This window comes from Actinomyces ruminis, assembly GCF_002154335.2.
Taxonomy (GTDB): domain Bacteria; phylum Actinomycetota; class Actinomycetes; order Actinomycetales; family Actinomycetaceae; genus Actinomyces; species Actinomyces ruminis.
Genome location: NZ_MTPX02000035.1, coordinates 1 through 26927 on the forward strand (window position 1 = coordinate 1; position 26927 = coordinate 26927).

General features: G+C 68.3%; 22 protein-coding genes and 2 pseudogenes. 16 read left to right on the plus strand and 8 right to left on the minus strand.

Annotated elements, in window-relative coordinates; all coding sequences use genetic code 11:
- The first annotated feature begins 376 nt into the window (after window positions 1-376).
- The 10 genes and pseudogenes from BW737_RS16100 (at window position 377) to BW737_RS05510 (ending at window position 11346) form a co-directional block, all read left to right on the plus strand.
- Window positions 377-604 carry a hypothetical protein gene (locus BW737_RS16100; RefSeq protein ID WP_180272076.1) on the plus strand — a complete coding sequence of 76 codons (228 nt, stop codon included), beginning with the start codon at window positions 377-379 and terminating at the stop codon, window positions 602-604.
- Entirely contained in the window at window positions 547-1491 is a 945-nt protein-coding gene (locus BW737_RS05475) for an ABC transporter ATP-binding protein (protein WP_257210527.1), read from the plus strand. Before BW737_RS16100 ends, BW737_RS05475 begins: the two co-directional genes overlap by 58 nt.
- 440 nt (window positions 1492-1931) lie before the next feature.
- Window positions 1932-2921: an ABC transporter permease gene (locus BW737_RS05480; protein ID WP_086614850.1), complete on the plus strand. Its 990-nt coding sequence runs from the start codon at window positions 1932-1934 to the stop codon at window positions 2919-2921.
- Window positions 2918-3213, plus strand: a pseudogene (locus BW737_RS17870) (ABC transporter permease); the annotation flags it as partial. The gene BW737_RS05480 and the pseudogene BW737_RS17870, both read left to right, overlap by 4 nt.
- Before the next feature lie 12 nt (window positions 3214-3225).
- Window positions 3226-3903, plus strand: coding sequence for an ABC transporter permease (locus tag BW737_RS05485; protein ID WP_257210528.1), 678 nt, complete (start codon window positions 3226-3228; stop codon window positions 3901-3903).
- Window positions 3904-3958: 55 nt separating this feature from the next.
- Window positions 3959-5674 (plus strand): ABC transporter substrate-binding protein, encoded by a 1716-nt coding sequence (locus BW737_RS05490; RefSeq protein ID WP_086614849.1) that lies wholly within the window; start codon window positions 3959-3961, stop codon window positions 5672-5674.
- Complete coding sequence (locus BW737_RS05495; protein WP_086614848.1) at window positions 5674-7425, plus strand: dipeptide ABC transporter ATP-binding protein; 1752 nt, start codon at window positions 5674-5676, stop codon at window positions 7423-7425. The genes BW737_RS05490 and BW737_RS05495 overlap by 1 nt, the downstream gene beginning before the upstream one ends.
- Window positions 7426-7637: 212 nt before the next feature.
- Window positions 7638-8504, plus strand: a complete 867-nt coding sequence (locus tag BW737_RS05500; RefSeq protein WP_086614857.1) for a glutathione S-transferase family protein — start codon at window positions 7638-7640, stop codon at window positions 8502-8504.
- Window positions 8505-8910: 406 nt separating this feature from the next.
- Entirely contained in the window at window positions 8911-9237 is a 327-nt protein-coding gene (locus tag BW737_RS05505) for a hypothetical protein (protein ID WP_086614847.1), read from the plus strand.
- A gap of 51 nt (window positions 9238-9288) precedes the next feature.
- A complete protein-coding gene (locus tag BW737_RS05510) occupies window positions 9289-11346 on the plus strand; it encodes a DUF6571 family protein (protein ID WP_086614846.1) in 2058 nt (685 codons plus the stop codon).
- A gap of 285 nt (window positions 11347-11631) precedes the next feature.
- On the opposite strand, the gene BW737_RS05515 is transcribed toward BW737_RS05510, so the two are convergent.
- From BW737_RS05515 to BW737_RS05530, 4 genes are all read right to left on the minus strand, one after another.
- Complete coding sequence (locus BW737_RS05515; protein ID WP_218961790.1) at window positions 11632-11760, minus strand: hypothetical protein; 129 nt, start codon at window positions 11758-11760, stop codon at window positions 11632-11634.
- A 631-nt stretch (window positions 11761-12391) separates the two neighbouring features.
- Window positions 12392-12622: a hypothetical protein gene (locus tag BW737_RS19415; protein WP_338063868.1), complete on the minus strand. Its 231-nt coding sequence runs from the start codon at window positions 12620-12622 to the stop codon at window positions 12392-12394.
- 161 nt (window positions 12623-12783) lie between these two features.
- Window positions 12784-14124: a DUF4921 family protein gene (locus BW737_RS05525; RefSeq protein WP_086614845.1), complete on the minus strand. Its 1341-nt coding sequence runs from the start codon at window positions 14122-14124 to the stop codon at window positions 12784-12786.
- Window positions 14125-14229: 105 nt separating this feature from the next.
- Window positions 14230-14790: a cyclophilin-like fold protein gene (locus BW737_RS05530; RefSeq protein ID WP_086614844.1), complete on the minus strand. Its 561-nt coding sequence runs from the start codon at window positions 14788-14790 to the stop codon at window positions 14230-14232.
- A 401-nt stretch (window positions 14791-15191) separates the two neighbouring features.
- Between BW737_RS05530 and BW737_RS05535 the strand changes: the two genes are divergently transcribed.
- The 5 genes from BW737_RS05535 (at window position 15192) to BW737_RS05550 (ending at window position 17317) form a co-directional block, all read left to right on the plus strand.
- Complete coding sequence (locus tag BW737_RS05535) at window positions 15192-15431, plus strand: DUF4244 domain-containing protein (RefSeq protein WP_099330344.1); 240 nt, start codon at window positions 15192-15194, stop codon at window positions 15429-15431.
- Between the two features lie 7 nt (window positions 15432-15438).
- Window positions 15439-15834, plus strand: a complete 396-nt coding sequence (locus BW737_RS05540; protein WP_086614843.1) for a TadE family type IV pilus minor pilin — start codon at window positions 15439-15441, stop codon at window positions 15832-15834.
- Window positions 15831-15968: a hypothetical protein gene (locus BW737_RS19420; RefSeq protein WP_338063869.1), complete on the plus strand. Its 138-nt coding sequence runs from the start codon at window positions 15831-15833 to the stop codon at window positions 15966-15968. The genes BW737_RS05540 and BW737_RS19420 overlap by 4 nt, the downstream gene beginning before the upstream one ends.
- Window positions 15941-16285 (plus strand): Rv3654c family TadE-like protein, encoded by a 345-nt coding sequence (locus tag BW737_RS05545; RefSeq protein WP_338063870.1) that lies wholly within the window; start codon window positions 15941-15943, stop codon window positions 16283-16285. The genes BW737_RS19420 and BW737_RS05545 overlap by 28 nt, the downstream gene beginning before the upstream one ends.
- Before the next feature lie 138 nt (window positions 16286-16423).
- Window positions 16424-17317, plus strand: a complete 894-nt coding sequence (locus tag BW737_RS05550; protein ID WP_257210513.1) for a prepilin peptidase — start codon at window positions 16424-16426, stop codon at window positions 17315-17317.
- Window positions 17318-17383: 66 nt separating this feature from the next.
- Here BW737_RS05550 and BW737_RS05555 read toward each other — a convergent pair.
- A pseudogene (locus BW737_RS05555) lies at window positions 17384-19917 on the minus strand (DEAD/DEAH box helicase).
- A gap of 217 nt (window positions 19918-20134) precedes the next feature.
- Between BW737_RS05555 and BW737_RS05560 the strand changes: the two are divergent.
- Entirely contained in the window at window positions 20135-23347 is a 3213-nt protein-coding gene (locus BW737_RS05560; RefSeq protein WP_257210514.1) for a DEAD/DEAH box helicase, read from the plus strand.
- 317 nt (window positions 23348-23664) lie between these two features.
- Here the strand turns inward: BW737_RS05560 and BW737_RS05565 are convergent, their stop codons facing one another.
- From BW737_RS05565 to ttdA, 3 genes are read right to left on the minus strand one after another with little or no spacing between them, the layout of a single operon-like run.
- A complete protein-coding gene (locus BW737_RS05565; protein WP_086614841.1) occupies window positions 23665-25212 on the minus strand; it encodes a DASS family sodium-coupled anion symporter in 1548 nt (515 codons plus the stop codon).
- Entirely contained in the window at window positions 25209-25946 is a 738-nt protein-coding gene (gene ttdB / locus BW737_RS05570; RefSeq protein ID WP_218961792.1) for a L(+)-tartrate dehydratase subunit beta, read from the minus strand. Before ttdB ends, BW737_RS05565 begins: the two co-directional genes overlap by 4 nt.
- Entirely contained in the window at window positions 25943-26890 is a 948-nt protein-coding gene (ttdA, locus tag BW737_RS05575; RefSeq protein ID WP_086614840.1) for a L(+)-tartrate dehydratase subunit alpha, read from the minus strand. The genes ttdB and ttdA overlap by 4 nt, the downstream gene beginning before the upstream one ends.
- Between the last annotated feature and the right edge of the window lie 37 nt (window positions 26891-26927).

Consider the following 26927-nt stretch of genomic DNA (forward strand, 5'->3'; position numbering starts at 1 on the left):
GTGCTGGCCAGTATTGATGGGCCGCACCTGCTGCGGCCCGCAGGCCTGGCCGCCGGCTTCGCCCTGGCTACCAGCTGGGGGAGTTCGGGGCGACGTCGTTCCTGGCCCGGCCCCAAGGGCCGACCCTGCCCGTAGTCGTCTACCGGCTGGTCGGCTCCCCGGGCGCCCAGAATCAGGGCATGGGGCTGGCGGCCGGGGTGGTGCTGGCGGTCGGCGCGGCCGCCTCATGCTCGCCTGCGAACGCCTCCAGACCCCCGCCCGCAGCCCCGCCCCCTCACCGAAACCGGCACTCGTTACACGCCGAGACCGGCACCAGTAACGCACCGAGACCGGCACTAACGACGCCACCACCAGCTCACCGCTCAGGAGAACCCACATGACCGCCCCCGAACCCGCCTCCGCGGTCCCCGCCCCCGAACCCGCGCCTGCCCACTCGGGCCTGCGCGTGCGTGGCCTGAGCGTCGTCTACCCGGGCGCCCCGGCGTCGCCCCGCTCACCGCCGTCGACGCCGTCGACCTGGAGGTCCCGCGCGGCCAGATCCTCGCCCTGCTCGGCGCTTCCGGCAGCGGCAAGTCCTCACTGCTGCGCGCCGTCGCCGGCCTAGAGGACGTCGCCGCCGGCACCATCACCTGGGATGGGCACGACGTCGTCCCCGTCCCCGTGCACCGGCGCGGCTTCGGGCTCATGTTCCAGGACGGGCAGCTGTTCCCCTTCCGCGACGTCGCCGGCAATATCGCCTACGGGCTGGCCGGCCTGCCGCAAGCCGAGCGCGCCCGGCGCGTGGCGGAGATGCTCGAACTGGTCGGCCTGCCCGGCTACGGGGACCGGGCGGTGTCCACCCTGTCCGGCGGGCAGGCGCAGCGGGTGGTTCTCGCCCGCGCCCTCGCCCCCCGCCCCCGCCTGCTGCTCCTGGACGAGCCGCTGTCCGCCCTCGACCGCGCCCTGCGCGAGCAGCTCGCCACCGAACTGCGCGCTGTCCTTCAGGTACAGGGCACTACCGCCCTGTACGTCACCCACGATCAGGACGAGGCCATGACGGTCGCCGACCGGGTCGGCGTCATGGAGGCCGGCCGGCTCCTGCGCCTGGACACCCCGGAGCGCCTGTGGGCCGACCCCGGCAGCGCACGCGTCGCCCGCTTCCTCGGCTTCGGACCTGTGCTCGACGCCGAAGCCGCCGCTCGCCTGGGCTGGGGCGGTCTGCTGGATGGACGGCCGGGGTCGCTCCTGGCCTTGGCGCCCGGGGCGCTTGCCGTCGGCGCCGGGGAGAGCGCCGACGCCGCGGCCGGGTCGGGGGCCGACGACGCCGGGCCCGGCGTGCGAGTGCGTGTGGAGTCGGTACGCATGCGCGGCGGGGAGAGGATCGCCCAGGTGCGGCTGGCCGAGCAGGATGCTGCCATCGTGCTGCCCGACGACGGCGTCGAGCCGGTTCGCCCGGGACAGGAGGTAACCGTTTGCCTGGACCGGCGGCGCACCGCCGTGGTGCAGGAGTGAGCGGGGAGCGCTGCCATATCGGCCGGTCTCGGCATGTCACGAGTGCCGGTCTCGGTGCGTGACGAGTGCCGGTCTCGGTGCGTGACGAGTGCCGGTCTCGGTGCGTGACGAGTGCCGGTCTCGGTGCGTAACGAGTGCCGGTCTCGGTGAGTGGCGCGGGTGAGGACGGTGGGTGAGAAGCTGGTCTCACAATGCTGTGGTGACTCGCGTGATCGCTATGAACGCTGCTAGCGTCACGCCCCGATGCCGACACCCGGCGTCGACGGTCGAACCGGCTCCCCGGAGCACGTCGAACGCAACCCGATCCCCGATCCCCGGAGGAACCACCTCACATGCTGGCCGCGCGAATGTGTTGTTGCTGTCGTTGACGACAGCTTCGCACTCGTTCGCCGTCCACCCCGAGCGCCGACGCGCTCCCCAGCCCATATGTGAGGTGCCCCGTGCACACGTCCACCCAGGACGCCCCTACTGTCTCCGGTTCCACGCCCGCGGAGGGCACGCCTGTCACCACCCCGGCGCCGCTCGAGCAGACCGCCCCGTCCGCCTCGCGCTCAGTATTCAGCCGCCTGTGCTCCGACCGGGCCGCCATGATCGGTGCGGTCATCGTTGCCCTGACAACCGTCGTCGCCCTGTTTGCCCCACTGATCACGCGCGCCTTCGGCGTGGATTCCTACACCTATGACCTCGACGCACTGGACGCCTCCGGTCTACCACTCGGCCGCTTCGGCGGTGTCAGCGCCGCCCATCCCTTCGGTGTGGAGCCGCAGACCGGTCGGGATCTGTTCGCCATCGTCGTCGAGGGCACTCGCACCTCCTTCTCCATCGGCATGGGCGCCACCGTCCTGTCCATGGTCATAGCCATCGCCCTGGGAGTGTCCGCAGGCTACTTCGGCGGCTGGTGGGACGCGCTGGTCTCCCGCCTGACCGACATCACCCTCGGTTTCCCGCATCTGGTGTTCATGATCGCCGTGTCCGCGATTGTCCCGGCCACCGCCCCGCGCGTGCCCATCATGATCCTCATCATCGGGATCCTGGGTTGGCCGTCGACCGCCCGCGTGCTGCGCAGCCGCGCCCTGTCCCTGCGCTCGCGCACCTACGTTGGAGCCTCCCGCGCCATGGGCGCCTCCCAGTGGCACGTGGTAACCCGGCAGATCCTGCCCGGCCTGGTGGCCACCATCATCGTGTTCACCACCCTGTCCATCCCCGGGAAGATCACCTCGGAAGCGGCCCTGTCCTTCCTCGGTATCGGGGTGAGCCCACCGACCCCCTCCTGGGGACGCACCATCGGCAGTGCCGTCACCTGGGTGAGCACCGACCCCTGGTACCTGCTGTTCCCCGGGGCGGCCCTGTTCCTTGTCACCCTCGCCTTCAACCTCTTCGGTGACGGCCTGCGTGACGCCCTCGACCCCAGGACCGGTGAGGCCCGATGAACCGTCTGCGTTTCCTTGCTTCCCGAACCGGCCAGACGCTGCTGGTGCTGGTGGTGATCGCCTTCATCACCTTCGCGGTCTTCTCGCTGTGGCCGTCCGACCCCGCCGCCCTGGCCTGCGGCAAACCCTGCACGCCGGAGAACCTCGCGCGCGCCCGCGAGTTCATGGGATACGACCAGCCTGGTACACGCAGTTCTGGAACTACCTGACCGGCATCGTCACCGGCCGCACGTTTGGCGCCGGCGCCGCCGCCATCACCTGCGCCGCCCCCTGCCTGGGCTACTCCTTCCGCCTGTCGACGCCGGTGACCGAGCTGATCGCCTCGCGGCTGCCGGTCACCGCCTCCATCGCGATCGGCGCGGCAGTGCTCTGGCTGGTCATCGGCGTGACCGCGGGCGTCATCTCTGCGCTGCGGCGCGGCAGTCGGCTGGACCGCACCATCATGGCCGGAACCGTCCTGGGTGTATCGGCACCCTCCTACCTGCTCGGCCTGCTGGGCATTCTCCTGTTCGGTTTCACGCTGGACATGGTGCCCGTATCCGGCTACGTGCCCCTGAGCGAGAGCCCGCTCGACTGGGCCTGGCACCTGCTCTTGCCCTGGTGCGTGCTGGCCCTGATCTCCGCCGCCGTCTACGCGCGCATGGTGCGGGGGGAGATGCTGGAGAACCTCGGCGAGGGCTACGTGCGCACGGCCCGCGCCGTGGGCCTGCCCGAGCGGCGCGTCATCGGCCGCCACGTCATGCACAACGTGTCTTTGCCGGTGGTCACCTACTTCGCCCTCGACCTGGGCGGCATGCTCGGCGGCGCCGTCATCACCGAGCGGGTCTTCTCCATGCAGGGGCTCGGCGCCCTGCTCATGGACGCGGTCAGCTCCACCGACCTGCCCGTGATCATGGGGGTCACGCTCGTGGCTGCCGCCTTCGTGATCGTGGCGAACCTCCTGGTTGACGCCTTCGCCGCCGTCATCGACCCGCGGGTCTGAACCCGCCCGTTACCTCACTCGACCTGTGCCCGATTTCCACCCGAAAGGAACCACCATGTTCGCACGCCCGACGACGCCTCCCGCCTCCGTCCGCAGCAACACCTCGCAGCCGGGCCCCCACGCTCTTTCCCGCCGCAGCCTGCTGATCGGCGCGGGCGCCAGCGGCCTCGCCCTGGCGCTGGCCGCCTGCGGCGCCAACTCCCGCTCCGCGACCACCGCGACCGCCGCTACGGCCAGCGCCGGCGGCACCCTGTACGTGCTCAGCACCGACACCGACATCAACTGGGACCCCGCCAAGAGCCAGTCCCTGGCCATCACCTCCCTGGGCCTGGTGCACCGTCGTCTGACCACCTGGGACATCACCGCCGACGGCGTCCCCGCCGTCGTCCCGGACCTGGCCACCGACACCGGCACGATCTCCGAGGACGGCCTGACCTGGACCTACACCCTCAAGGAGGACATCACCTTCGAGGACGGCACCCCGATTACCTCCACCCATATCAAGTACGGCCTCGAGCGTTCCTTCGCCTCCGCCCTGTCCGGCGGGCTCGGCTACCACAAGACCCTGCTGGCCGACGCTGCGGACTACACCGGCCCCTACGACGGCGAGCACCTGGACTCCATCGAGACCCCCGATGAGCGCACCATCATCTTCCACCTGGACCACCCCTACGGCGACTGGCCCTGGATCGTCTCGCTGCCGGCCTTCGCCCCCGTCCCCGAGGACCGCGACGACCCGGCCACCTACGCCCAGGCGCCTGTAGCCTCCGGCCCCTACCGGGTGGAGGCCTACCAGCAGGGCAACTCCGTGACCCTGGCCCGCAACGAGAGCTGGTCGGCCACCACCGACGAGGTGCGCACCGCCCTGCCGGAGCGGATCGTCTTCTCCCTGGGGCAGGATGAGGACACCGTCAGCCAGCGGCTGATCGCCGATTCCGGCGACGACCAGTACGCCTTCTCCGCCCAGCTCCTGACCGCCTCCAAGCTCGCCCAGGTCAGCGCAAACCCCGACGCATCCGCTCGCCTGGCGACCTCCGACCCCGGCCCGCTGCTGTACCTGGCAATCAACACCGAGCGAATCACCGACCCGGATGTCCGCAAGGCCATCGCCTACGCCGTCGACAAGACCGCGGTGCAGCGCGCCCTGGGCGGGGAGCTCGGCGCCGGCATCGCCACCACGTACATCACCCCGGGCATCCCCGGCCAGGAGGACTACGACCTCTACTCCACGGACCTGGAGCAGGCCAAGGCCCTACTGGAGGGCAAAGACGTGCCCGAGCTGGTCCTGCTGTCCCAGAACAACGAGGCCCGCCTGGCGATCTCCGAGGCCGTGCAGCAGTCGCTGACCGAACTGGGGCTGAAGGTCACCATCGATCCGCAGTCCTCCGACGCCTACACCGAGCGCGCCACCCAGGGCGACGGCTCCACCTACGACCTGACCGTGGTCTCCTGGAATCCCGACTACCCCTCAGCTAATGCCAACATCCAGCCCCTGTACGCCTCCTCCGAGATCGGTCAGGGCGGCTACAACATCTCCCGCTACTCCAACGCCGAGGTGGACCAGCTGATTACCGAGGCTTCCCAGGAGAGCGACCCGGAGGCGGCGGCCACCAAGTGGGCAGCCCTGGACCGGCGCATCGCCGAGGACGTCCCCGCCGTGCCGCTGGTCAACCGCCGCAACTCCTTCCTGCCCGGCTCGAAGGTCACGGGGTTCTTCGTGGCGCCCTTCCCGGCCTACCCCAACTACCTGGTGCTCGGGGTGAGCCAGTAGTGCGCAGCCGGGAGCAGGAGCCGCGCGGGGAGCAGGAGACCGAGGCCGGCCAGACGGCGCAGACGCCCGCGCTTTCGCTGCGCGGCCTGGGCGTCTCCTTCGCCGGCACGGTGGAGCACGCCAGCGCGGACGTCGACCTGGATCTTGTGCCCGGCCGGGTGCTCGCCCTGGTCGGGGAGTCCGGCTCGGGCAAGTCCGTGACGGCGATGGGCGCGCTCGGCCTGCTGCCGGCCGCCGCCGTCGTCACCGGCTCCGCCATCGTGGCCGACCGGCGGCCGGGAGCGCCCGATGCCCCGGGAACGCAATTGGTGGGTGCGCCTCGGCAGGTGCTCGACGACGTGCGCGGGCGCCTGGTGGGGACCATCTTCCAGGAGCCGACGACGGCGCTGGACCCGCTAGAGACCATTGCCGCCCAGATCGGTGAGGCGATTCGCGCGCACGCCACCGGCCGCCCGCACCGTCGCCGAGTGCACGCCCGCGTGCTGGAGCTGCTCGGGCGCGTGGGCCTGGGGGAGGGTGAGCAGGTTGAGCGGGTTGCCCGCTCCTACCCGCACCAGCTGTCCGGCGGGCAGCTCCAGCGGGCCTGCATCGCCCTCGCCATGGCCGCCGACCCGCCGGTGCTCATCGCCGACGAGCCCACTACGGCCCTGGACGTGACCGTGCAGGCCGGCATCCTGGACCTGCTGCGAGAACTGACGGACTCCGGCGTCGCCGTCCTGCTGATCACCCACGACATGGGCGTGGTGGCGGACGTGGCCGACGACGTCGCCGTCATGCGGCAGGGGCGAATCGTGGAGCGCGGCAGCACCCGTGAGTTGTTTGCCCACCCGCACCATCCCTACACCCGCGCCCTCCTCAACGCGGTGCCGCGGCTGGACTCCTTGCGCACCGAGGCCGCCCCGGTCGTGGTGGAGGAGCCCAGTTCCGGTGGGCGGGAGACGGAGAACGTCGTCGAGATTCAGGGCCTGGATGTGGTCTACCGCAGTCGCCGACATCGGGTGCACGCCGTCCGCGATGTCTCCCTGCGCATCGGCGCCGGTGAGGTGCTCGGGCTGGTGGGCGAGTCCGGTTCCGGCAAATCCACCATCGCCGGCACGCTGACCGGGCTGGTGCCAATCACGGCCGGTTCGGTGCGCGTGTGCGGCGTGGAGGTGGCCGGCGCCGGGCGCCGCGCCCTACTGCCCGCGCGTCGCGCCACCGGCGTCGTCTATCAGAATCCCGCCTCCTCCCTGAACCCGAGGCGCACGGCGGGCTCGGCCATCGCCGAGCCGATGGTGGTGCACGGCGGCTACGACTCCGGTGCCCGGCGGGCGCGGGTACGTGAACTGCTTGAGGCCGTGCGCCTGCCGGCCGATCTGGCCGACCGCTACCCGCACGAGATGAGCGGCGGGCAACGCCAGCGCGTCGCCATCGCCCGCGCCCTGGCGCTCGAACCGCGCCTGGTGATCGCCGACGAGCCGACCAGTGCCCTGGACGTGTCGGTGCAGGCGGTGGTGCTGGAGCTACTGCGCGAGCTGCAGTCCGAGCTGGGCTTTGCCTGCCTGTTCGTCTCCCACGACCTGGCTGTGGTCGACTCTCTGGCCACCCGAACCGTGGTGTTGTCGCAGGGGCGGGTCGTCGAACAGGGCACGACGGCACAGGTGCTCGCCCACCCGCGGCAGGAGTACACGCGCCGCCTGGTTGCGGCGGTACCCGTCCCCGACCCGGATGCACAGGCCCGCCGCCGCGCCGCCCGTCTGCAGGCCGCTTGAGCGGACGGTGACGCCGGGGCGGGGCGCGGCGTGGACCACTCGATCCGGCTGCACTCGCCGAGGTCGGTTGAAACGGCTCACCCTGGCTCAACAGTGCGGTAATCTCACAATGTGGGTTCGCCTCCGGTGAAGGGGCTGACGGGAGGCGGGCACAGGGGTCACCATTGGGTTGAGCCCATATGACGTTCGTTTCCATGCTCCGGGAGGCACCCATGGCCCTTGCCCACTCGCACCGCTTCACTGAAGGTGATCTGCCAGTAGAGGCCGGCCGTTACCGCCTGGTCGCCTCCGGCTCCTGCCCTTGGAGCCGCCGCGTCCTCATCGCCCGCCGGCTGCTGGGCCTCACGGAGGCGCTCCCCGTCTCCTGGAGCTACGGTCGCGGCGCCGACGGCTTCTGGGAACTGACCGGCCCCGACGGCGAACCCGGCCCCGACCCGGCCCTGAATGGCGCCACCTCGATCGCCGAGGTCTACGCGGGCACCCCCGGCTACACCCCGCCGCCCACGGTCCCGGCGCTGGTGGACACCACCACCGGGCACGTCGTCGTCGACGACTCAGGGGACCTGCTCTTCGACCTGGCCACCGCATGGAAGCCCCTGCACCGCGCCGGCGCCCCCGACCTGTACCCCCTGGATCGGCGCAACTCCACCGACGCCTGGGACAAGTGGATCGGCGAGCACATCAACCGGGCGCACGCCACCGCCACCCACTCCAAGAACACCGAGGAGGCCACGGCGTCCGCCAACGGTGTACTGGTGGCCTTCGACGTCGTCGACACGCTGCTGGCCCGCGCCACCAAGATGGAGGCCTCCCGTGAGGCGGCCCTGACCGTGCAGGACGTGCCGCCGCTGTCCGCCGTGGTCTCCGTGGAGCAGTTCCTGTGCGGCGCCGCCCCCACCGGCAGCGACATCCGTCTGTTCACCACCGTGCAGGCCTACGAGTACGGCGGGCGCGCCTACTACCCCGGCGGCGAGGCGCCGTCAATCGCCTTCTGGCCGGCGCTCGCCCGCTGGTTCCGGGCACTGGAGGGGCGCGCCGGCTGGGTCGGCACCGAGGAGCGCAGCGCGCTCGGGCTGTAAGGCGGTGGCCCGTCCGCGCTATTGGCGGCGGGCGGGCCATTCGCAATCAGATGCGTAACCATCGCCGCGAATGGTGGACGGCGCTGAGACATCACGCCGCCGACCACCCGACGACGGGTCGTCGGTTTTTGCCGTTGCGCGGGTGCCGATGGGCAGACCTGCCCATTTGATGGGTGCACTCGGCCACGTAGTCTCCTAGACATACATAAGCCCGTATGTATCCGACACTAGGAGAGAACGTGAAACATGTTCCCGATCGACGTCCTTGCCCGAACGCGCACGCTCGAAATCGGGGCGCCGCCGGAATCAGCGCGCGCATTCGCGAATACACTCGAGGCGGCCACGACGGTCCGGACTCTCGAACCGATGGACGCGTCTGCCCGCGCGGGAAACAGGAGCTAGTCTGATGGCGGAGAATCTGCGGCGTCAGGCGCTCGGACGCCTGTGCGAGTATGTGTCCAACCAGAACGCGCAGCTTGGATTTGATGGCACCTTGGTGCCGCGCTACGCGGCGCACTCAAAAGGCGCGGAAATAATGGCGACGGTTAATGCGTCTGACACTTGGACGGGACCGTTGGCGGATGAGATGGCCGAAGACACCAAGGCAGATGTGGACGCGGTTGATGCAGTATTCGCCGATCTGTTCCGGGATGTTCGGGACGAAAGGAACGCCTTGCCGGTGGAGGTGCCGGAGGACGATCCGGACGCAAACTGGCCCAATGGTGGCGTATAGGCGCGGCGACGTTCCCAGACTGACAGTAAAACCCGAAGGAGGGTAGTACTAATGACCGTACTACACATGGACCCCAGTAAGCTGGAATCAGTGATCCAGAACATCCGCAATCTCGCAGACGACTGCGACGCCGCCAAGTCGAGGATCGATAGCGAGTTCGAGGCGGAGAATGATCCGATGACCATCGACGACTTTCCGTCCGCCGCCGATAAAGTGATCGGTAACCTCAACGGCAGGGCCGACACGTTGGAGGAGGCCAAAAACGCCATCGTGGCTGTCAACGAGTCCGGAGTCGGCAGCATGAATGCGGACGGAGTGATCAGCTGCGATATCCCCGATAGCGTTAGCATCAACAATGTTCCGCAACTAGTTTCTTGGTCGGAGGGCGCAATTGATGCGCACGACCTGCAGAACATCGTAGAAACCGGACGCAAGTCCAATGGGCGTGACTATGATCAAGTGATAGAATCGATGCGGGAGCACGCGGACGACTCCGTGTACGCAAATGCTTTTATCGACATCGTAGGTCCGGAGAACCTTACTCAATTGCCCCTGAATCTGGAAAGTATGCCCTATGGGTCCGGTTACCTTGTGTCTGACGAATACATACAACCGTTAGGTCCAAATGAGGCTAACGAACTGGCGGAACTTGAAGGCATGTTTCTTGCGTCGGCATCCAAAGGGTGGGACGATGAACAATGTGCGTCTGTTGCAAAGGCCATTTCGGGTTCGGTGGATGAAGAAGATGAATTGGGGGGGATTACCGTTCTGAACGCCATGCTTGATGGGCACGACGAGAACGGTGACCACATTAATGACCTGGACTTCAATGACGCCTTCCTGACTTCTTTGGCCAACCGTCTCGATGACATCAACTGGGACCCGAATGAGACGCCGAGCGGTCGGTACCTGTCCGGACATTCCCTCGACCCGATGGCCGGCGTGCTTGATGCCATGGGCAATAGTCCCGAGGCTGCGCTCGACTATCTTGTGCGGGTGCCTGGCGGCAGTGGTGGACTAGACGTGAGTAAGTTTGAAGAACTGTCGACGCGCGAGTGGGACGAACAAGGTTTGTCAGGCTTCACCGCGGCAACCGCCGCAGCTTCGAGCCTACGCTCGTCTGAAACGCCAAGTGAACGGGCACGTGCGCAATTCGTTGCGGATAATAGCATTCATTTGCTTGCCGTGAATACTGACGAGAGTATGTACGACGATGATGCGAAGGCGCGCATTGGCCTCTTGCTCGGGAACTGTCCCGGAGAACTGACCAGCGCTTGGAACAAAACTGGTGACCTCAAAGATGTTATGCAGCCTGAGATGCAGCTCACTGCGGCCAGTGTCGAAGATGTGAATATCTTGGCATATCGCGTTGCTGACTCGTCGGACGCCATGAGTAACATATTTTCCGGACTAGTGGACTATGCCCATACACGGGGGATGTCGAACGCGCAGGAGAAGCACGATGGCGTCCCCGAACAGCAACTTAAGGACATCAAAGATGCATATGGTGATGCCAGCGAGGCGACAGGTGCTCTGGTAGGGATTGCCAAGCGAAAAGCTGCAAACGCCAGCGCCGATAATTTGCGCTCTTACGGCGTGAAGACGGCGGTCGCAACTGGGGCACTTGGTGTTGTTCTTTGGCCCTTGGGTTTTGCCGGCAGTTTGGTGACGGGTGCGGCTGGTGTGTACTTTGCCTTGGCGGCGCCTGGAAGTGAAGGCGACGGCGCTTCGGCGGTGGGGAGCAATGTCGAAGACTTGATATGGGCGTCTGCGCTCCAGGATGCTTCTCAGCTTGGGATCTTGGATCAAGACGTGTACACGTACGATGGTAGCAATGATGACTACGACTGGATAGTCCACGATCCGGAAGGCAACTACAGTATTATGCTGGGTGGGTCCGGCTCCGGTAGCGAGGCGCTAGGTCAAATGCATGCTTGGTCCAGGGGTGTCGCTGAGAACTTGGGAGACCAGACGATGAACGATCTCGAAGACAATGTGGGGATGCGTTACACAAATGGAGAGCGTTACGTGACTGATCGAGAGGAGATTCCGGGATATGTAGAACCGGCCGTAGAAATGACGACAAGTAATGGAGCAGGAAGGTTCTGAGTTGCAAGTTAATATGTCCTGGAGATCCGGCCTGACGGCGGGGGACGGTCAAGTCTGTGGCTGGTTCAGGGATTGTAAGGGGTTTTGAGTGTATCTTCGGGGCGGTGCGACGTTCCTGCGACGATAGGTGGTGCTAGTCGTTTTTTCGGCACGGAAGGAGTCGCGCCGTCGTATTGCAATCCATCGCACCTGCCTTGGCGTGCCAGCTCCTGATAGGGGTTCGCCACCATCCGGGCTCCCGCTCGGCGCTGGTGCGCCACCGGCTGGATGCGTTGCTAGGTCGTGTTATGTAAGTCGTTTGAGCCAGTGGTTGATGCTGGCGATGTGGGTTGTGGCTTGGTAGCGGACGGCGAGCTCGTCGTATGTGGTGGCCATGGCACGGTTCTGCTTGAGGCGGCGGAAGCAGCGTTCCACGGCATCGCGGTCCTTGTGCGCCGCGGTGTCGGGGTTCGTCTACTACTCCGGTTGGGTGTTTGTTGAAGGGTCCTGAGCCCTTCAACAAACACCCAAGGGGCGTAGTAGACGCCGAAGGGGCGTACCCAACGCGATCTGTCATACGCCATACGTCACCCGCCGCGGTCCGGCACTTTCATCGATCTGAGCGCCGCGTCGCGGGCGCGCCCTGCCATGCCCGCGACGCGCCCACGGCCCGCAGACCGAGGTCAGGGGGCGGCAGGCGCGGCGAGCGTGTCCAGTATTCCGAGTCGTGCCGCGGCGACTAGGGCAGAGGAGCGCCCCTACGAGCGCGGAACAGGGCCCACTCCACCGCACGACAAACGCGAAGAGCTACCAAGGCCATCATGCTCCTAACAACCCCCGAACCTCACATTGACTTTGCTGCCCCCTGCGATCAAACCCAGGATGATTCAATACGGGAAATGAATGGTGTGAGCGGGTAGCCACCTTCTTCGAAGGTGCGGTTAGGCGGTTGGCGAATTCCTGATCGCCTTCATGGACATCAGCAGTTGCATGTCATCGACGGGTGAGACGACGAGGTTGCCGTTGGCTAGGTAGAAGGACTTGGCCGCCTTGTCCCGGCAATGGATCAGTAAGGCGCGGACTCCTGCGATCTCACTGACCTGGAGGCTCTCAGCATGGCGTCTTTCAGGAGTACGGCACCGATGCCCATACCCTGCGCGCGTCGATCGACGGCGAGCAGGACGCAGGGAGTCTCGCGCGGTGCCTGCTTGGCAATAGGCGTCGGCTCCTCCGTTCGCGCGATACATGCGGTTGCGAGTGCGTAGTAGCCGAGTGTCTGACCGTCCTGGACGGTCACGTAGGTGACCGCGTTGTCCGCCTTCAGGTTCTGCCACGCGAAACGATGCAGCCAGTCATCCAGCTCCTCGGCGCCGCTGTGGAATCCGCTTCGGGTGACATGACAGTTTCTCCTTGTGCGGATAACGCACGCACGGAGCGCCGGATCGTAAGTGCGGCGTCTCACCGGCCCAGCACCGGGTTGTACAGCAGCCGGTTCGGCGTCGTCGGGCACTCCTCGCCCACGGCCATCGGGGCGATCAGCCGGTCCGCCCGTAGGTCCTCCAGCCGCGCCACTACCCGGTCGCGCAGTGTCCACGGGTCGATGGTGTTGAGGTAGATCTTGGTGCCGCCCTCGAAACCCGCCAGGGTGGACACCCGCCATTTCAGGGTGATGTGCCAGGGCATCGGCTGGTCGACGTCGATCGGCTTGTGGTGCCATTCCTCATTGCTGGGCACGTCCGCGCCCGTGGCGGCGTGCAGCGCGTGCAGCAGGTCGGAGACAGCGTCGACCTCATCCCGGCTCATTAGCCACGGCTCGCAGGTGGCCGACGTCGAGTACACCTCCAGGGTGGGGTAGCGGTGCCCGAAGCCGGCGAAGGCCACAGCGTGCTCATTGGAGGCCACCAGCAGGCCCCGATAGGCGGCGTAGTCCACGCCCATCTCGTTGTACAGGTTCGGGTTGGCGCGCACCCGTTGCAGCTCCAACTCCGATGACACGCCCCGCTCATCGATTCCCACCAGCTGCTTGTGCAGGTGGTCGAAGGATGCGCCGGCCGGGCGCAGCCAGTTCTGGAACACCGCCACATAGCGCACCCAGCGGTTGGCCTGGTACAGGTCGTGCGTGGCCTGCACGGCCAGCCGGATATAGGCGCGGTGCTCGGTCGGGGTGAGCGTGCCGGAGCCGGCCAGGGAGGATGAGTCGACGGCGTCGTCGGTGTAGTGCCGCCGCGCCACGATTACATCGTGACCGCCGGCGAAGAAGGCCGCCAGATACTCGCGGCGAGCGGCGTCGTCCATGGTCTCCCAGGTGTCGGGATTCTGGCCGGAGGCGCGCAGCTTGGCGCGGGCCACCCGGGCCACGTGGTCGGCGCCGGTCGGATCGGCCAGGTAGGCCTCCATGCGCTCGCGGGCGGCGTCGGGCACCTCATAACCGTGGTTGGCGTGCCAGTAGTCGTAGGACAGGATCTCGAACAGGTTGGGGATACGGCGGAACTCAGCGACCGTGTCGAACAGCTCGGAGGCGGGCAGGGCATCGATCCGCTCGAAGCCGCCGTCGGGCGTAGCCACCACCCGGGACTTCTCGGGCGGCGTCTCGGTGTAGTGCGCCGGGCAGAACTTGCAGGCACGAGTGCGCTCGGCCGGCGTGAGCGTGTGGACCTCGGCGACGGGATGGGAAATGGGGCGGTTGCCGCGTCCAGGCACGGTCCACACCTCGGTGCCGGTGAAGGGACTGATCTGCTTGACGGTCCCGTCCGCCATACGGGTGAGTGGTTCGGCGGAGGGGGAGTACGGCTGAAGCATGCCCCTAAGTATCGCGCCGTCGCTGTCCTGCCGGGCCGATATCGACGGCGCAGCGCCGACGATGTGCCTCGCGGTGGCCGGTCTGCGGGCTCGGCCGGCTTGGGCTCACTCCACCCGGGCGATCGACGCCGGCAGGTCTTCCTGCCCGGCCAGGGCGGAGACGTCGTCGTTGATGTGCCCGATGACGTACAGGCCCGGCCAGGAGTCAATGGACGTGTAATACAGGACGAGCACGCGGTTGGGCTGGTACCAGGCGATGTCGCCCGTCTGTGGGGCGCTGGCGCTCAGGCCCGTGGTGTCCAGGTCCTGCGGTAGAGAGGCAGTCAGCTCCTGGCCGCCGTAGTCGGAGAATGTCAGCTCCAGCGGGAGCTGGGCGAGTAGCGAGCGGGTGGCGGCATTGTCATCGAGGGTCGCCGCCAGGACGGTGCCGTAAAGGGCGCCGCCGAAGGTGATGCGGATGGGTTGTGTTGCGGTCATGGTGGCCTCCGAGGTGGGGTGTGGGCTGCCGGTGGTAGGGCCGGGATTGGTAGCTGTCGGGGAAACCGCCGGCGAGGGCGCGGCGCCGCCGTCGCCGGAGACGCACGCCGCCAGCGTCAGGCCGACCAGGGCGACGGGCAGGCCGTGGAGCAGAGCACGGCGGGGAGTTCGCTGAGAGAACGGCGGCATGATGATCCTTTCAGTTACTGGGGATCGACGCGGGTACGGCGCCGGGGGCATCTTTGGACCGCGAACCCCTGTTTGGACCGCTGAAGTCCATTTGGACCGCTTTTCTCTGTTTGGACCGCCGTTGCGTGCCGCGTGGGCGGTCCAAACCGACGCGAGGGGTCCAAACCGACGCGAGGGGTCCAAACCGACGTAAGACAGGGCAGGACGGCGCGGTGCCTCGCGATGCAGCGGGGCTGCGGCCATTGCCGGCGTCCACAGGCACGGTTCGTGCACCCCTAATCCACAGAGATCAAAAGGCCTGGATGCGCGGGGCTGGGCGGTTGCCCGACGCTGGGGGTGCGGGCACGGCGCCCGTGGGCGCGGCCAATGACGGCCGGCCCCAACCCCTCCAGGAGGAGATCATGAAGCACACCTTGCTAACCTTGCACAACGCGTGGGCCCTCGCCCACGGCACTCCGCCCGGCTTGCGCGAGGCCGATGCCGCAGACCGGGACGGTGAGGCGGGCATGGCGACCGCCGAGTACGCTATCGGTACTTTGGCCGCGGCGGCATTCGCCGGATTGTTGTTGGCCATCATGCGCTCGGGAAGCCTGTCCGGCATGTTGCAGAGCGTAATCGAGTCTGCGCTGTCGGTGGGCTGAGGCGGTCATGTGGACGCCGCAACGCCCGGAGGGAACCGCGCCCGCGAACCGCCTGCGCGGCGGAGAACGCGGCATGGTGACGGCAGAGCTCGCCGTGGCCATGCCGGCCGTCGTCCTCGTCTTGCTGCTGGTGCTCGCCACCGTCAACGCTGGTGTCACCCAGCTGCGGGTCACCGATGCCGCTCGCGTCGCCGCCCGCCAGGCCGCCATCGGCTCGAGCGACGTCGCCGGCGCCGCCCAGCGCGCGGGCGGACCGGTGACGGTGAGCATCGAGTCCGGCGAACTCACCTGTGTGACGGCGAGCCGCCGAGTCCCCGGCCCGCTGGGCGGCCTGGGGCTCACGGCCCGCTCTCGGGCCTGCGCCTACACCGAGCCGACCTGGACCGAGGCGGGTGCGCCATGAGGCGGTCCAGAAATCCCCGAGCAGCCCCAGCGACACAGCCCGGAGACGCAGCCGGCGAAAGCGGCGCGGGCACGGTCATGGTGTTGGGCATCATCGCCGTCGCCCTGTGCCTGGCCCTGGGCGCCACCGGCTGATCCAGGCCCAGGCCGCCGGCGGTAGGGCCCGCGCGGCCGCCGACCTGGCGGCGCTCGCCGGGGCGACGGCGCTGACCTCCGTGGTCGCGCCGGCCGACCCCTGCGCCACCGCCCAGCAGGTAGCCCAGGCGAACGGCGCCGAACTGGCAGCCTGCACGCTCGACGGGGAGGACGTCACCGTGGCGGTCGCGGTGCCGACCCGGATCCTCGGGATTCCGCGCCGCGCCGACGCCGCCGCCCGCGCCGGGCCTATCAACCGCTGTGAGCGGGGCAGGGCCGTTGATCCCGCGCGAGCGGGCATGACCCGCGGCGGTTGAGCGGCGCAACACTGGGGAGGTGGCGGCATACCGCGGATGCCGCCACCGACCCCCGGGCGCAGATTCGGGGCGAACGCCCCGGGCGATTGGGGCGCCGTGGAGCCGTCCCAGGGCGCCGTGACATGAGAAGGTGGGGTAGTGAACGCAGTTGCTGTGGTGCCCGTGGTGGCGGCCTGTCTCATGGCCGTCGCATCCGTAGCCGTGGCCGCCGGGCCCGCCTCCGGCTTCGCCAGGGGATACGTCGACCGACTGGAACAGGCCGCAAAAGAGGATGCCGGTAGGAACGACAACGACGCCGATAGCACCGGCGGCAGCAGAGCCGACAAATCCGCCGGCGAGGCACATGATGCTCAAGGCGGGGCCGTCGTCGACCGAACCGCTCAAGTCGCAGATGCGGAGGCCGAGGCCACCGGCGCGGGCGGGGCGACAGCTGCGGCTACCGCTGTGCGAGTGCGCTCCCGGGGCCTGCTGGGCGCTCTGCCTCAGGGCGTGCTGGCTGGGATCCTGTGCGCGGCGACACTGGCATGGGGACTGAACCGCGGTGAACCGGTGGAGACCATCATCGCCCTGCCGGTGGTGGCTCTGCTAGGCGTGGCCGGCAGCGTCGACGCCGTCTGCCACCGCCTGCCCGACCGGCTGCTCGGCACCGCCGCCCTCTGGCTGGTTGTGGCCATTGTGGGGCGCAGCTTGGTGCGCCTGGCCACGATCGAGCCGGCGCAGGTGGCGCTGTGGCCCGCGAGCCGGGCATTGCTGTGCGCACTCGGAGTGGGCGCGGTGGTCTTCGTGATGTGGCTGATTCCCGCCTCCGGCATGGGGCTGGGGGACGTGAAGCTGTGCGCCCTGCTGGGCCTGTGGCTCGGATACACCGCGGTGGAGTTTGCGGTCACCGGGGTGGTGGTCGGCTTCTTCCTTGCCGGCCTGGTGGCGATCGGCCTCCTGATCACCCGCCGCGCCGGGCGCAAGGACATGCTGGCCTTCGGGCCCTACCTGGCCGTGGGTGGCTGGCTTGCCTGGCTGCTGGCCGTAGCCTGATGCCGCGCTGGGTGCGGGACGCCGGTCGGTGCGGCCGCGCCAATGCCGCCGTCATGTATCTACTATCTACGGGGTCGTGACGCCGCCAGGGAGCGCGTCCAGGAGTAGCTGCAGCAATGCGATCGCCCCCGCCTTGTCCAACGGCTCGTTGTTGTTGCCGCACTTGGGCGATTGCACGCAGCTGGGGCACCCCGACGTGCACGCGCACTCGGATACGACCGCAAGTGTTGCCTCCAGCCACTCGCGCCCGGCTCGGAAACCCCGTTCGGCGAAGCGGCCCCGCCGGCCTGGGCGTCGTGTACGAACACGGTGGGCGCCAGCGTCTGCGGGTGCAGCGCCGTCGACAATCCACCAATGTCCCAGCGATCGCAGGTGGCCAGCAGCGGCAGTATGCCGATCATGGCGTGCTCGGCCGCGTGCAGCGCGCCCGGCAGCTGCGCCGTCTCCAGCCCGGCGCGGACGGTGACTTCAACCGGTACCGTCCACCACGCCGACGCGGTGGGCAGCACGTGCTCGGGCATGGACAACGGATGCTGGGAGATCACCTCCATGCCCGGCAGCGCCAGCTTGTTGTAGCCGATCACCTGGCTGGTGACCTCCACCGAGCCGAAGGCCCACACCACGCCGTCGGCCCACTGCTGCCGCTCCCGCTCGGCGACGATGCGCACCGAGCTCTGCTCGCGCGCCCGCGTGCGGTAACCGACCGCGGCCTTCCGGCTGACCACCGCGGCCTCCTCGGTCAGCTCATCCACCAGGTAGGTGCGGCCCTGGTGGATGTAGACCGCCCCGGGGTGGACGGTGGATTCCGCCGAGGCCCCGGACACGGTGCCGACGACACTGCCCGTGTCCGCCTCTACCACCGGCACGTCCGCCGGTCCGTCCCCGCGTAGGGAGGTCAGGTCCTGCGCCCGACCCGGCAGGTTCGTGTTCCAGAACCAGCCGGTGGGACGGCGGCGCAGTGCCCCGCGGGCGGCCAGTTCCGCCAGCAGGGAGTCGTCGGGCAGCTCGAACAGGGGCAGGTCCTCCTCTCGCAGCGGCGACTCCGAGGCCGCCGCGCACAGATGCGGCGCCAGCACGTAGGGGTTGGTGGGGTCGAAGACAGTGGCCTCCGGGGCGCCGAATACGGCCTCCGGGTGGTGCACCAGGTAGGCGTCCAGCGGGTTGTCGGAGGCGATCAGCACGGCCACCCCGCGGCCGCCGGCGCGCCCGGCCCGGCCCGCCTGCTGCCACAGGCTCACCCGGGTGCCCGGCCAGCCGGCGATGATGACGCGTCCAGGCCGGTGACGTCGATGCCCAGTTCGAGGGCGTTGGTGGTGGCCAGTGCCCGCAGGCGGCCGTGCCGCAGATCCTGCTCCAGGGCGCGCCGTTCCTCGGGCAGGTAGCCGCCCCGGTAGGCGGCGACCGTGTTCGCCAGTTCTGGTTGGGACAGGCCGAGCGTATGCCGGGCGTGCTCGGCCACGATCTCCGCACTGCGACGCGAGCGCACGAACACCAGGGCGCGGGCGCCCACGCTGAGCAGGTCCACCAGCAGCTCGGCCGCCTCGACGACGGCGCTGCGACGGGCCGCCGGATCTTCCTCCGGGTCGAGGGTGTCCGGGCCGGCCGGTTCCGGCGGGTTCAGGCGCGGGTCGGCGGCGGGGAAGTCACTCGCCTCGGCCAGCGCCGCCACCGAGTTCTCCCAGACGGCCCAGGGGTCCAGCAAGGCCGGCTGCCACAGGGCGAGCATGTGCTCACCGGCGGGGGCGGCGTCGTCGGTGACGGCGGTGACGGCGTCGGGATCCGTGCCGATCAGGCGGGCGGCCGTGAGCGCGGCTCGGCCGCCGTCGCCGAGGCGCACAGCACCACTGGCTCGGGGCCGTCCGGGCGCAGACGGCGCACCAGCCGCAGCAGCCGACGCAGCACCAGGCCACGTGGGCGCCCAGGATTCCGCGGTAGGCATGGCACTCGTCGACCACCACGTAGTGCAGCGAGCGCAGCAGGCGGTTCCAGCGCTCGTGGCCGGGCAGGAGTGAGAAGTGCAGGAAGTCGGGGTTGGTCAGCACCACGTCGGCGTGGGCGCGAGCCCAGTCGCGCTCAGGCAGTGGGGTATCGCCGTTGCAGGTGGCGGCGTACACGGTGCGCAGCGAGCCGCCCGGGAGGCCCACCTCGCGCTGGACGGATTCGAGTTCGGTGATCAGGCGGTCCAGGGCGGCTGCCTGATCGGCGGCGAGTGCTTTGGTGGGGGACAGGTACAGGGTGGTGGGGCGACGCCCGTAGGCGGAGATGCGCGTGTCGGTGTCTGTACGCTGGGCGGCCAGTACGGCCGAGAGGGCGGGCAGCCAGGCGGCCAGCGACTTGCCCGAGCCGGTGCCCGTGGCAAGCACGGTGTGGCGGCCGGCGTGGATGGCATCGGCCGCCGCGACCTGATGCGTCCAGGGGCGGGGCACACCCAGGCGGTTGTAGGCGGCGATCAGGTCGGGGTCCGCCCAGGCGGGCCAGTCGCCGTGGCGGCCGGGGCGGGCCGGGGCCCGTCGGAGGTGGATCAGCCGGCCGTCGCGCGCGCCGACGCTCTCGAGCAGCTCGGTAAGGTCGCGCGCGGGCGAGTGCGGTCGGGCGGTCATGGCCCAAGTGTGCCGCAGGGGTCTGACGGGAACCGATAGCTGAGTGAGGGGGCGGTGAGACGAGGTGAGCGGGATTCACCCGGATAGAGGGCATCGCGGAAAGTGATCGGATCTCGTTGGTGACGTGACTGGTCCGCAAACGGGCCGCGAATCGCTGGCCAACATCACCCATCGGGGGCAGACTCGGGGTATGGCGAGACCCTGGCGCTCTGATCGTGTGCGAATTCTGCGGTACTGGTGGATGTTGGAGCTGTTCGACCCCCAGCCGGTCCCGAAGCTGACCGGGCGCTCGCTTCGCCCGCAGGGACGCCAGGTCATTGAATGGCGCTCCGGGGACCCGCTGCCCTGGCGGACTCTGCCCACACCGGCTCCGCGCGGTAAAAAGCGCTCGGCGTGGCTGCACACGGTGTACCTGGGTATATATGAGCTGGAACAGGTCTATGAGATCCTGCACCGAGTTTTCGCCGACGACCGCGACGCCTACGATCAACGCCGCGCGGGTGTCAGCGCCTGCGCCGCAGTGCAGGTAGATGAGCAAGGTCGACTGGTGGAGGGCTCGGCGGTGCTCTCCTCGGCACTGTGGGCGGCTGCCCAGATCAACAGCACGGGTACCGCGCCGGATCTGCAGTGGACGGGCGGTTTCGCCACCGCCAACAAAACCTTCGGTGAGCAGGTGGACGTGGCCGAGCGGACACGTCGTGATGCGGTCGGGGCGGATGCGCCACTCCCGCAGGATGCGGACTCCCTGCAAAGGCTCCTGGGAATCGCCTACGGCTCGGCCGGGGTCAGCGGGAAGATCCCGTGCTACAGCGGTCGAATCATCATTTCATCGAGTCTCGTCTCTGAAGGACGTGAAGACGCCGGTGCGGATACAGATTTCCTCAACAGCTTCTTCCTCGCGGAGCTGGCGGAGGTGCAGCAGCACTTGGCGAGCGGGCGCTGCCCGAAGGCACTGGCCGCCTACCTGACCCCGGATGAGTCGATCCCGGTGGCGGAACGGACCGACGTCATGCAGCAAGACGGTCCGGTTGACGCGGCGGTCGGCGCCCAGTGGCTGCCGCAGGGGCGTTGGCCCTCGGAGCCTGAGCACCCGCTGGCACTGCGCCAGCAGTTCGCGGTCAATCAGGCGCTGAACAATCTGTCGATCGAGGGCGGTCTCATGGGGGTCAATGGCCCTCCCGGCACGGGGAAGACGACGATGCTGCGCGACATCCTGGCGGGGAACGTGGTTGAGCGAGCGCGCCGACTGGCCTCGCTGGAGCGGCCTGAGCATGCATTTACCGGCATCGTCCACCGGTGGAACTCTCAAGACGGGTACCCGCGCAAAGTCCGCCAACTGCGGGAGGAACTGACTGGGTTCGAGATGGTCGTCGTCTCCGCCAACAACGCCGCCGTTGAGAACATCAGCGTTGAGATCCCCGCACGCGATGCGATCGCTCCCGGATGGCGGGACGAGGCCGATTACTTCGCCGACATCGCCACGGCGGTCATGGATGACGACAACGGCGGCACGGCGGATGCGCAGCGGCAGGACGCCTGGGGCCTGGTGGCCGCGCGGCTGGGAAATAAGCGCAACCGGGCGGCTTTCCGCAATGCCTTCTGGTTCGACCGGCAAGACTGGAAGACGCGGACGCCGCTGCCGGGTGGCGAGCGGATGCAGACCCGTTTGAAGCAGTGGCGAGACGGCGAGTCGCCGTATCCGCGCTGGGAGGAGGCCAGAGCGAGCTTTCGCCGCGCGGAGCAACGCGTCGACGAGCTGCTGAAGCGGAGGCGCGCCGCACAGGAGCGGTGGGAACGATTGAAGCCGGCCTTGGAGGAGGAGGCCGAGCTGGCCGGGCAGGTACGCCGGCTGGCGGAAGAAGTGACCGCAGCCAACAACCAGGTGCACGACTATGAGCCCGTGGTACGGCGGGCTTTCTCGGAGCGTTCCGAGGCGGAGAAAGCGCGCAAGCGGCAACTCGAGTCCCGTCCCGGGGTGCTTGAAACCATCTTCACCCTCGGCCGGGCGATCAGGCAGTGGCGCTCGCGCCTGGAACCCCTGGAGGACCGCTTGCAGCAAGCGGAGCGGAACTGGCAGGAGGTTAGCGGGTACGCCAGGTGGCTTGAGGAAAGGAGCCGGGAGCTGTCCGGCCAGGAGGCGCGGGCGGAGGAATCCCGCCAGCGAGCGGCTCGAAAGGCGGCCGAACTGCGTCGCCGCGTTGCGGCCGATGAAGAGGAGTACGGGCGTGCCTACCCGTACCGGACGAAGGGCCGGGCGGAACGCGAAATGCGTGCGCCGTGGCTTGACGAGACCCTGGATGCGGCCCGCGCCGAGCTGTTCCTGGCGGCGTTGCAACTGCATGAGGACTTCCTGGCCAATGCGGCTGGAGACATGCTTGAGGGGCTGCGCGCCGCGATCGACGTCGTCGGCGGAGACAGCCCCAGCCGGCTCGAGGAGGAGAAACTGCGGGCCGCGTGGCAGACCTTCTTCATGGTCGTACCCCTGGTGTCAACCACCTTCGCCTCATTCGGGCGGATGTTCGCCGGACTCGGAGCGGAGTCGCTCGGATGGCTGCTGATCGACGAGGCCGGGCAGGCATGCCCGCAGCACGCCGTCGGGGCGATCTGGCGCGCGCAGAAAGTCGTGGCGGTGGGAGATCCCCTGCAGCTGCAGCCGGTGGTGACCATGCCGCGTAAGGCGACGCGGGACATCGCCAGGGGCGTTGGCGTCTCGGACGCGTGGATCCCCCCGGAGGCCTCCGTGCAGACCCTTGCTGATCGAGTCTCGCGGTACGGCACCGTGCTGGGGAGGGGCGAGAACCGGGTCTGGGTGAGTGCACCGCTCACGGTACATCGGCGCTGCGATGATCCGATGTTCAGCCTGTGCAACGTGATCGCCTATGACGGCATCATGATCAGCGGGGTGCACCGCCGACTGGATGATCCCGAGCATCCGGACCTGTTCGACGGCCCGGCAGGACCCCGGATCGCGTCGAGTTGCTGGTTCGATGTGCCGGCCACGAAAGAGGGGACTCACCTGCAAGATCGACAGATCAACTGCTTCCGCAAACAGCTCAGCGTGCTTATAGGCCGGGGCGTCGATCCCACTCGGATCATTGCGATCTCCCCGTTCCGGGAGGTCGCCGATCGGCTTTCCGCCCTCGCGCGGGAGTGCGGGATCATGTCGGGCGGCACGATCCACACCGCGCAGGGGCGTGAGGCGGACGTGGTGTTCCTGGTCCTGGGCGGCGATCCGTGCACACCCGGAGCCAAGGCGTGGGCGTCATCGACCGTCAACCTCGTCAACGTCGCCGCGAGCCGAGCCAGAAGGCGCCTTTACGTGATTGGTGACCGCGCGGCGTGGATGCGGTACCCCTACTTCCGTGACCTCGGTGAGGTGCTCGATTCGCACTCAGACGTCGAATGCTGTGAACCCTGTTCAGGAGGTTGAACGCTGTCATGGTCCACCGTAAGAACTGTGAGACTGCCTCCGGGTACAGATGTAGATGTACATGCCGTTGTGGTGGGGCGCTTCATGACGCCGTGTTCATCCGTGCTATCTACTATTCGGATGGGTCTGCTAGAGCGAGGTTATTACATACGCAATCGGCGGAGATGGATACAGATGGATGTGGGCCCGGTAGGGTCGACGGCGCGACAGACGGTTGCTGCTCGGCGGCAACCTGTGTGCAGTTCACCTGCGCTTGGGTGAGTCTTCCCGGGAGAAGCCGCCTAGCAGAGCCTGTGTGGCGCGGCTGCGCCCCTGCCTCACCACACGCCGATGACGTTCCACCAGAGCGGTCCCACCACTAACCAAATGATCAGGTGGACCACGCCCACTACCAGGCCGGTGCGCCACCAGGCGCCCAGTTCCACAAAGCCGCTGCCGAAGTACAGCGGCGCCGGCCCATTGCCGTAATGGGTCAGGCAACCCATCAGGGTGGGGATCGCCCCCAGGAATACCGTCAGCGGTACTCCCGGCAGCCCGAGCGCCAGCCCCACGCCCAGGAACACGCTGAACATGGAGGCGGTGTGCGCCGTCCCCGAGGCGAACAGGTAGTGGGTGAGCGCATACACCCCGGTCAGCGCCGCGAAGGCTGCGAACTTCCCCAGCCCACCCATCATGGCGCCCACGTTGTCCCCGAGCCAGCCGATGAAGCCGAGCTCATTTAGGTAGGTGCCCATCATGACCAGTGCCGCGAACCAGGTCAGGGTGTCCCAGGCCGACCGCTCCGCCTTCATCTGCTCCCAGGTCAGTGCCCCGCTCAACAGCAGCGCCCCCAGTCCCAGCAGGGCCACGGTGGTGGCGCTCATGAACGAGTCGCCGAGCACCCACAGGGCGATCATCCCGATGAATACGCCCAGCGTCACCCATTCGTGGCGCGTGACCGGCCCGAGCCGACGCAGCTCGCGGGCGGCCATATCGGCGGCGTCCGGGGTGCGGCGAATCTCCGGCCGGTTGAGTGCGTAGATCACCAGCGGCACCACGATTACGCCGATCAGGCCGGGCACCACCGCCGCCATGAACCAACCCGGCCAGTTCACTGTCACGCCCGCGGACTCGGCCAGTCGGGAGGACATGGCGTTCGGGGCGGCACCGGTGAAGAAGATGACCGAGACGGCCAGATTCAGGTTGTAGGTGGTCAGCGCCAGGTAGGAACCCAGCCGACGGTGGGTGAACTTGTCGCCCGGCTCCGACCCGAATGCCCGCGCCACGCTCATCATCACCGGATACACGTACCCGGACCGCGCCGTGTTGGACGGGATGGCGGGAGAGGTCACCAGGTCCGCCAGCCCCAGGCCGTAGGCCAGGCCGATCGTCGAACGCCCGAACACCTTGACGAACAGGTAGGCCAGCCGCTCGCCCAGGCCGGAGGCGATCACGGCGCGGGCGGCGAAGAACGCGGAGACGATCAGCCAGATCGTCGAGTTGGAGAATCCGGACAGGGCGGCGCCGATCCGGTCCCCGGAGTCGCCGTCGGGCGCCAGCACCCCGGTGGCCGCGCACACCGCCATGGCGATGATCGACAGCGCCCCCATCGGCGCCGCCTTGAGGATGATGCCGATGATCGTCGCCAGGAAGATCGCGAACAGGTGCCAGGCCGCACTCTCCAGCCCCGACGGCGTGGGAATGAGCCACAGTCCCAGCCCGACGGCGAGGCTCACGGCCAGTGGTACTGGCCGGGTCTCGCGCCCGAAGCCGGTGCGGATCGGCGGTGCGCCCTTCGACGGCGGCCGGCTGTCGTCGGCGGCCGAGGCGTCCCGTGCAGCCGGCCCGGCCTCCCGGTGCACCGGCCGCGCGTCGTCGGCGGTCATTTGATGTACCGCACCTTCTGATAGAGCTCGGTCAGCGCCTGCTCCTTGCGCTCGTTGTAGAGGCGCTTCTGCTGCTCGAACAGGTTGTTGCCGTGGGCGTCGATAGAGACGATCAGGGGGCCGAAGTGCTTGACCCGGAAGGTCCACAGGGTCTCGGGCATGCCCAGGTCGCGCCACTGGGCGTCCTCGACCTCCTCGACGGCGGTGGCGGCGATGACCGCATTGCCGGCGGGGAAGACGCAGTGCAGGGCGCCGTACTTCCGGCAGCCCGCCTCCGTGCCCGGGCCCATGCCGCCCTTGCCGACGATCAGCCGTACCCCGGTCCGTTCGATGAACTCCTCCTCGAACTTCTCCATGCGCATGGAGGTGGTGGGGCCGACGGCGACCACCTCGAACTTGTCGTGCTCCTCGTCGACGACCCGGATGATCGGGCCGGCGTGGAGGATGGCGCCCTCGCGGATGTTGACGGGCAGCTCGCGCCCGTACTCGATCAGGCGACGGTGGGCCACATCGCGGCAGGTGGTGATGTGACCGTCGAGGAAGATGACGTCGCCGATGCGGATGTCCTCAATGTCTGCGCGCTTTATGGGCGTGGTCAGGGTGATGGCGTGGCCGGAGCCGGCCTGCCCCGGGCCCTGCCGTTCGGAGGACGGGGTGGAGGGGACGGCCGTCGCAGCCGGGGTGGACTCCGGCCCGGCGCTGCGCATGTCGTGTGTTTGGGCTGCGTTGCTCATAGTTCGACTCCCTGGTGAGTCAGGAGCTCATAGCTCAGGTCGGAGGCAAAGTGGATGGTGCCGCGCCGGTGGGACCAGCAGCCGGTGTTGACGGCGACCGACAGCACCGAGGGGTGCCGCGCGGAGTTCTCGATGTTGACTCCCATGGTGGAGCGGGTGCCACCCAGGCCCTGCGGGCCGAGCCCGATGGAGTCGATCGCGGCCTGCAGCTCGTCCTCGAGCGCGGCGACCTTCGGATTGACGGCGTGCGAGCCGACCGGCCGCATCAGCGCCAGCTTGGACATGTAGGAGGCGGCGTCGATGGAGGAGCCGATCCCCACCCCCACCAGCAGGGGCGGGCAGGCGTTGACCCCGTAGGAGGTCATCACGTCCAGGACGAACTTCATCGCGGCCTCGTAGCCCTCTCCGGGCATGAGGGTCTTGCCCTGGCCGGGCAGCGAGCAGCCGCCGCCGGCGAGGTAGACGTGCAGGGTCAGGTCGTCGCGGCCCTCGGCGATCTGCCAGTAGATCCACGGCGACTTGCTGCCGACGTTCGTGCCGGTGTTGTACTCGTCGAAGGTCTCCACGGTGTTGTGGCGCAACGGCGCCAGCCGGGTGGCCTCGGCAATGGCGCTTTTGAGCGCCTCGGCCAGGCCGTCGGTGTAGGGGAAGTGGCTGCCGACCGTGGCGAAGATCTGCACCAGGCCCGTGTCTTGGCAGGAGGGCCGCTTGAGTTGCTCGGCGAGGGCCTGATTGCGCTCCATGGTCTGGTAGATCATCGTCGCCATCGGGTTGGTCTCCTCGCGCGCCAGCCGCTTGAGCTCAGCGGTGACGTCGTCGGGCAGGCGGCGGGAGACGACGGCGGTGAAGCGGGCGACGACGTCGGCCAGTTCGGCGAGCCCGGCTGTGTCGCCGGGCGGGGCGGTGGCGTCGGCGTGGGCGCCGGCGATCTCTGCGGTGGTCATGGGGACTCCTTCGTCGTACTGGTTATGTCTTCAAGGA

Coding starts and splice junctions, on each gene's coding strand:
- BW737_RS19420 (WP_338063869.1), top strand. CDS start 15,831: ATGAGGCGGTCCAGAAATCCCCGAGCAGCCCCAGCGACACAGCCCGGA.
- ttdB (WP_218961792.1), bottom strand. CDS start 25,946: ATGAGCAACGCAGCCCAAACACACGACATGCGCAGCGCCGGGCCGGAG.
- BW737_RS05490 (WP_086614849.1), top strand. CDS start 3,959: ATGTTCGCACGCCCGACGACGCCTCCCGCCTCCGTCCGCAGCAACACC.
- BW737_RS05565 (WP_086614841.1), bottom strand. CDS start 25,212: ATGACCGCCGACGACGCGCGGCCGGTGCACCGGGAGGCCGGGCCGGCT.
- BW737_RS05535 (WP_099330344.1), top strand. CDS start 15,192: ATGAAGCACACCTTGCTAACCTTGCACAACGCGTGGGCCCTCGCCCAC.
- BW737_RS05510 (WP_086614846.1), top strand. CDS start 9,289: ATGACCGTACTACACATGGACCCCAGTAAGCTGGAATCAGTGATCCAG.
- BW737_RS05530 (WP_086614844.1), bottom strand. CDS start 14,790: ATGCCGCCGTTCTCTCAGCGAACTCCCCGCCGTGCTCTGCTCCACGGC.
- BW737_RS16100 (WP_180272076.1), top strand. CDS start 377: ATGACCGCCCCCGAACCCGCCTCCGCGGTCCCCGCCCCCGAACCCGCG.
- BW737_RS05525 (WP_086614845.1), bottom strand. CDS start 14,124: ATGCTTCAGCCGTACTCCCCCTCCGCCGAACCACTCACCCGTATGGCG.
- BW737_RS05505 (WP_086614847.1), top strand. CDS start 8,911: ATGGCGGAGAATCTGCGGCGTCAGGCGCTCGGACGCCTGTGCGAGTAT.
- BW737_RS05500 (WP_086614857.1), top strand. CDS start 7,638: ATGGCCCTTGCCCACTCGCACCGCTTCACTGAAGGTGATCTGCCAGTA.
- ttdA (WP_086614840.1), bottom strand. CDS start 26,890: ATGACCACCGCAGAGATCGCCGGCGCCCACGCCGACGCCACCGCCCCG.
- BW737_RS05540 (WP_086614843.1), top strand. CDS start 15,439: ATGTGGACGCCGCAACGCCCGGAGGGAACCGCGCCCGCGAACCGCCTG.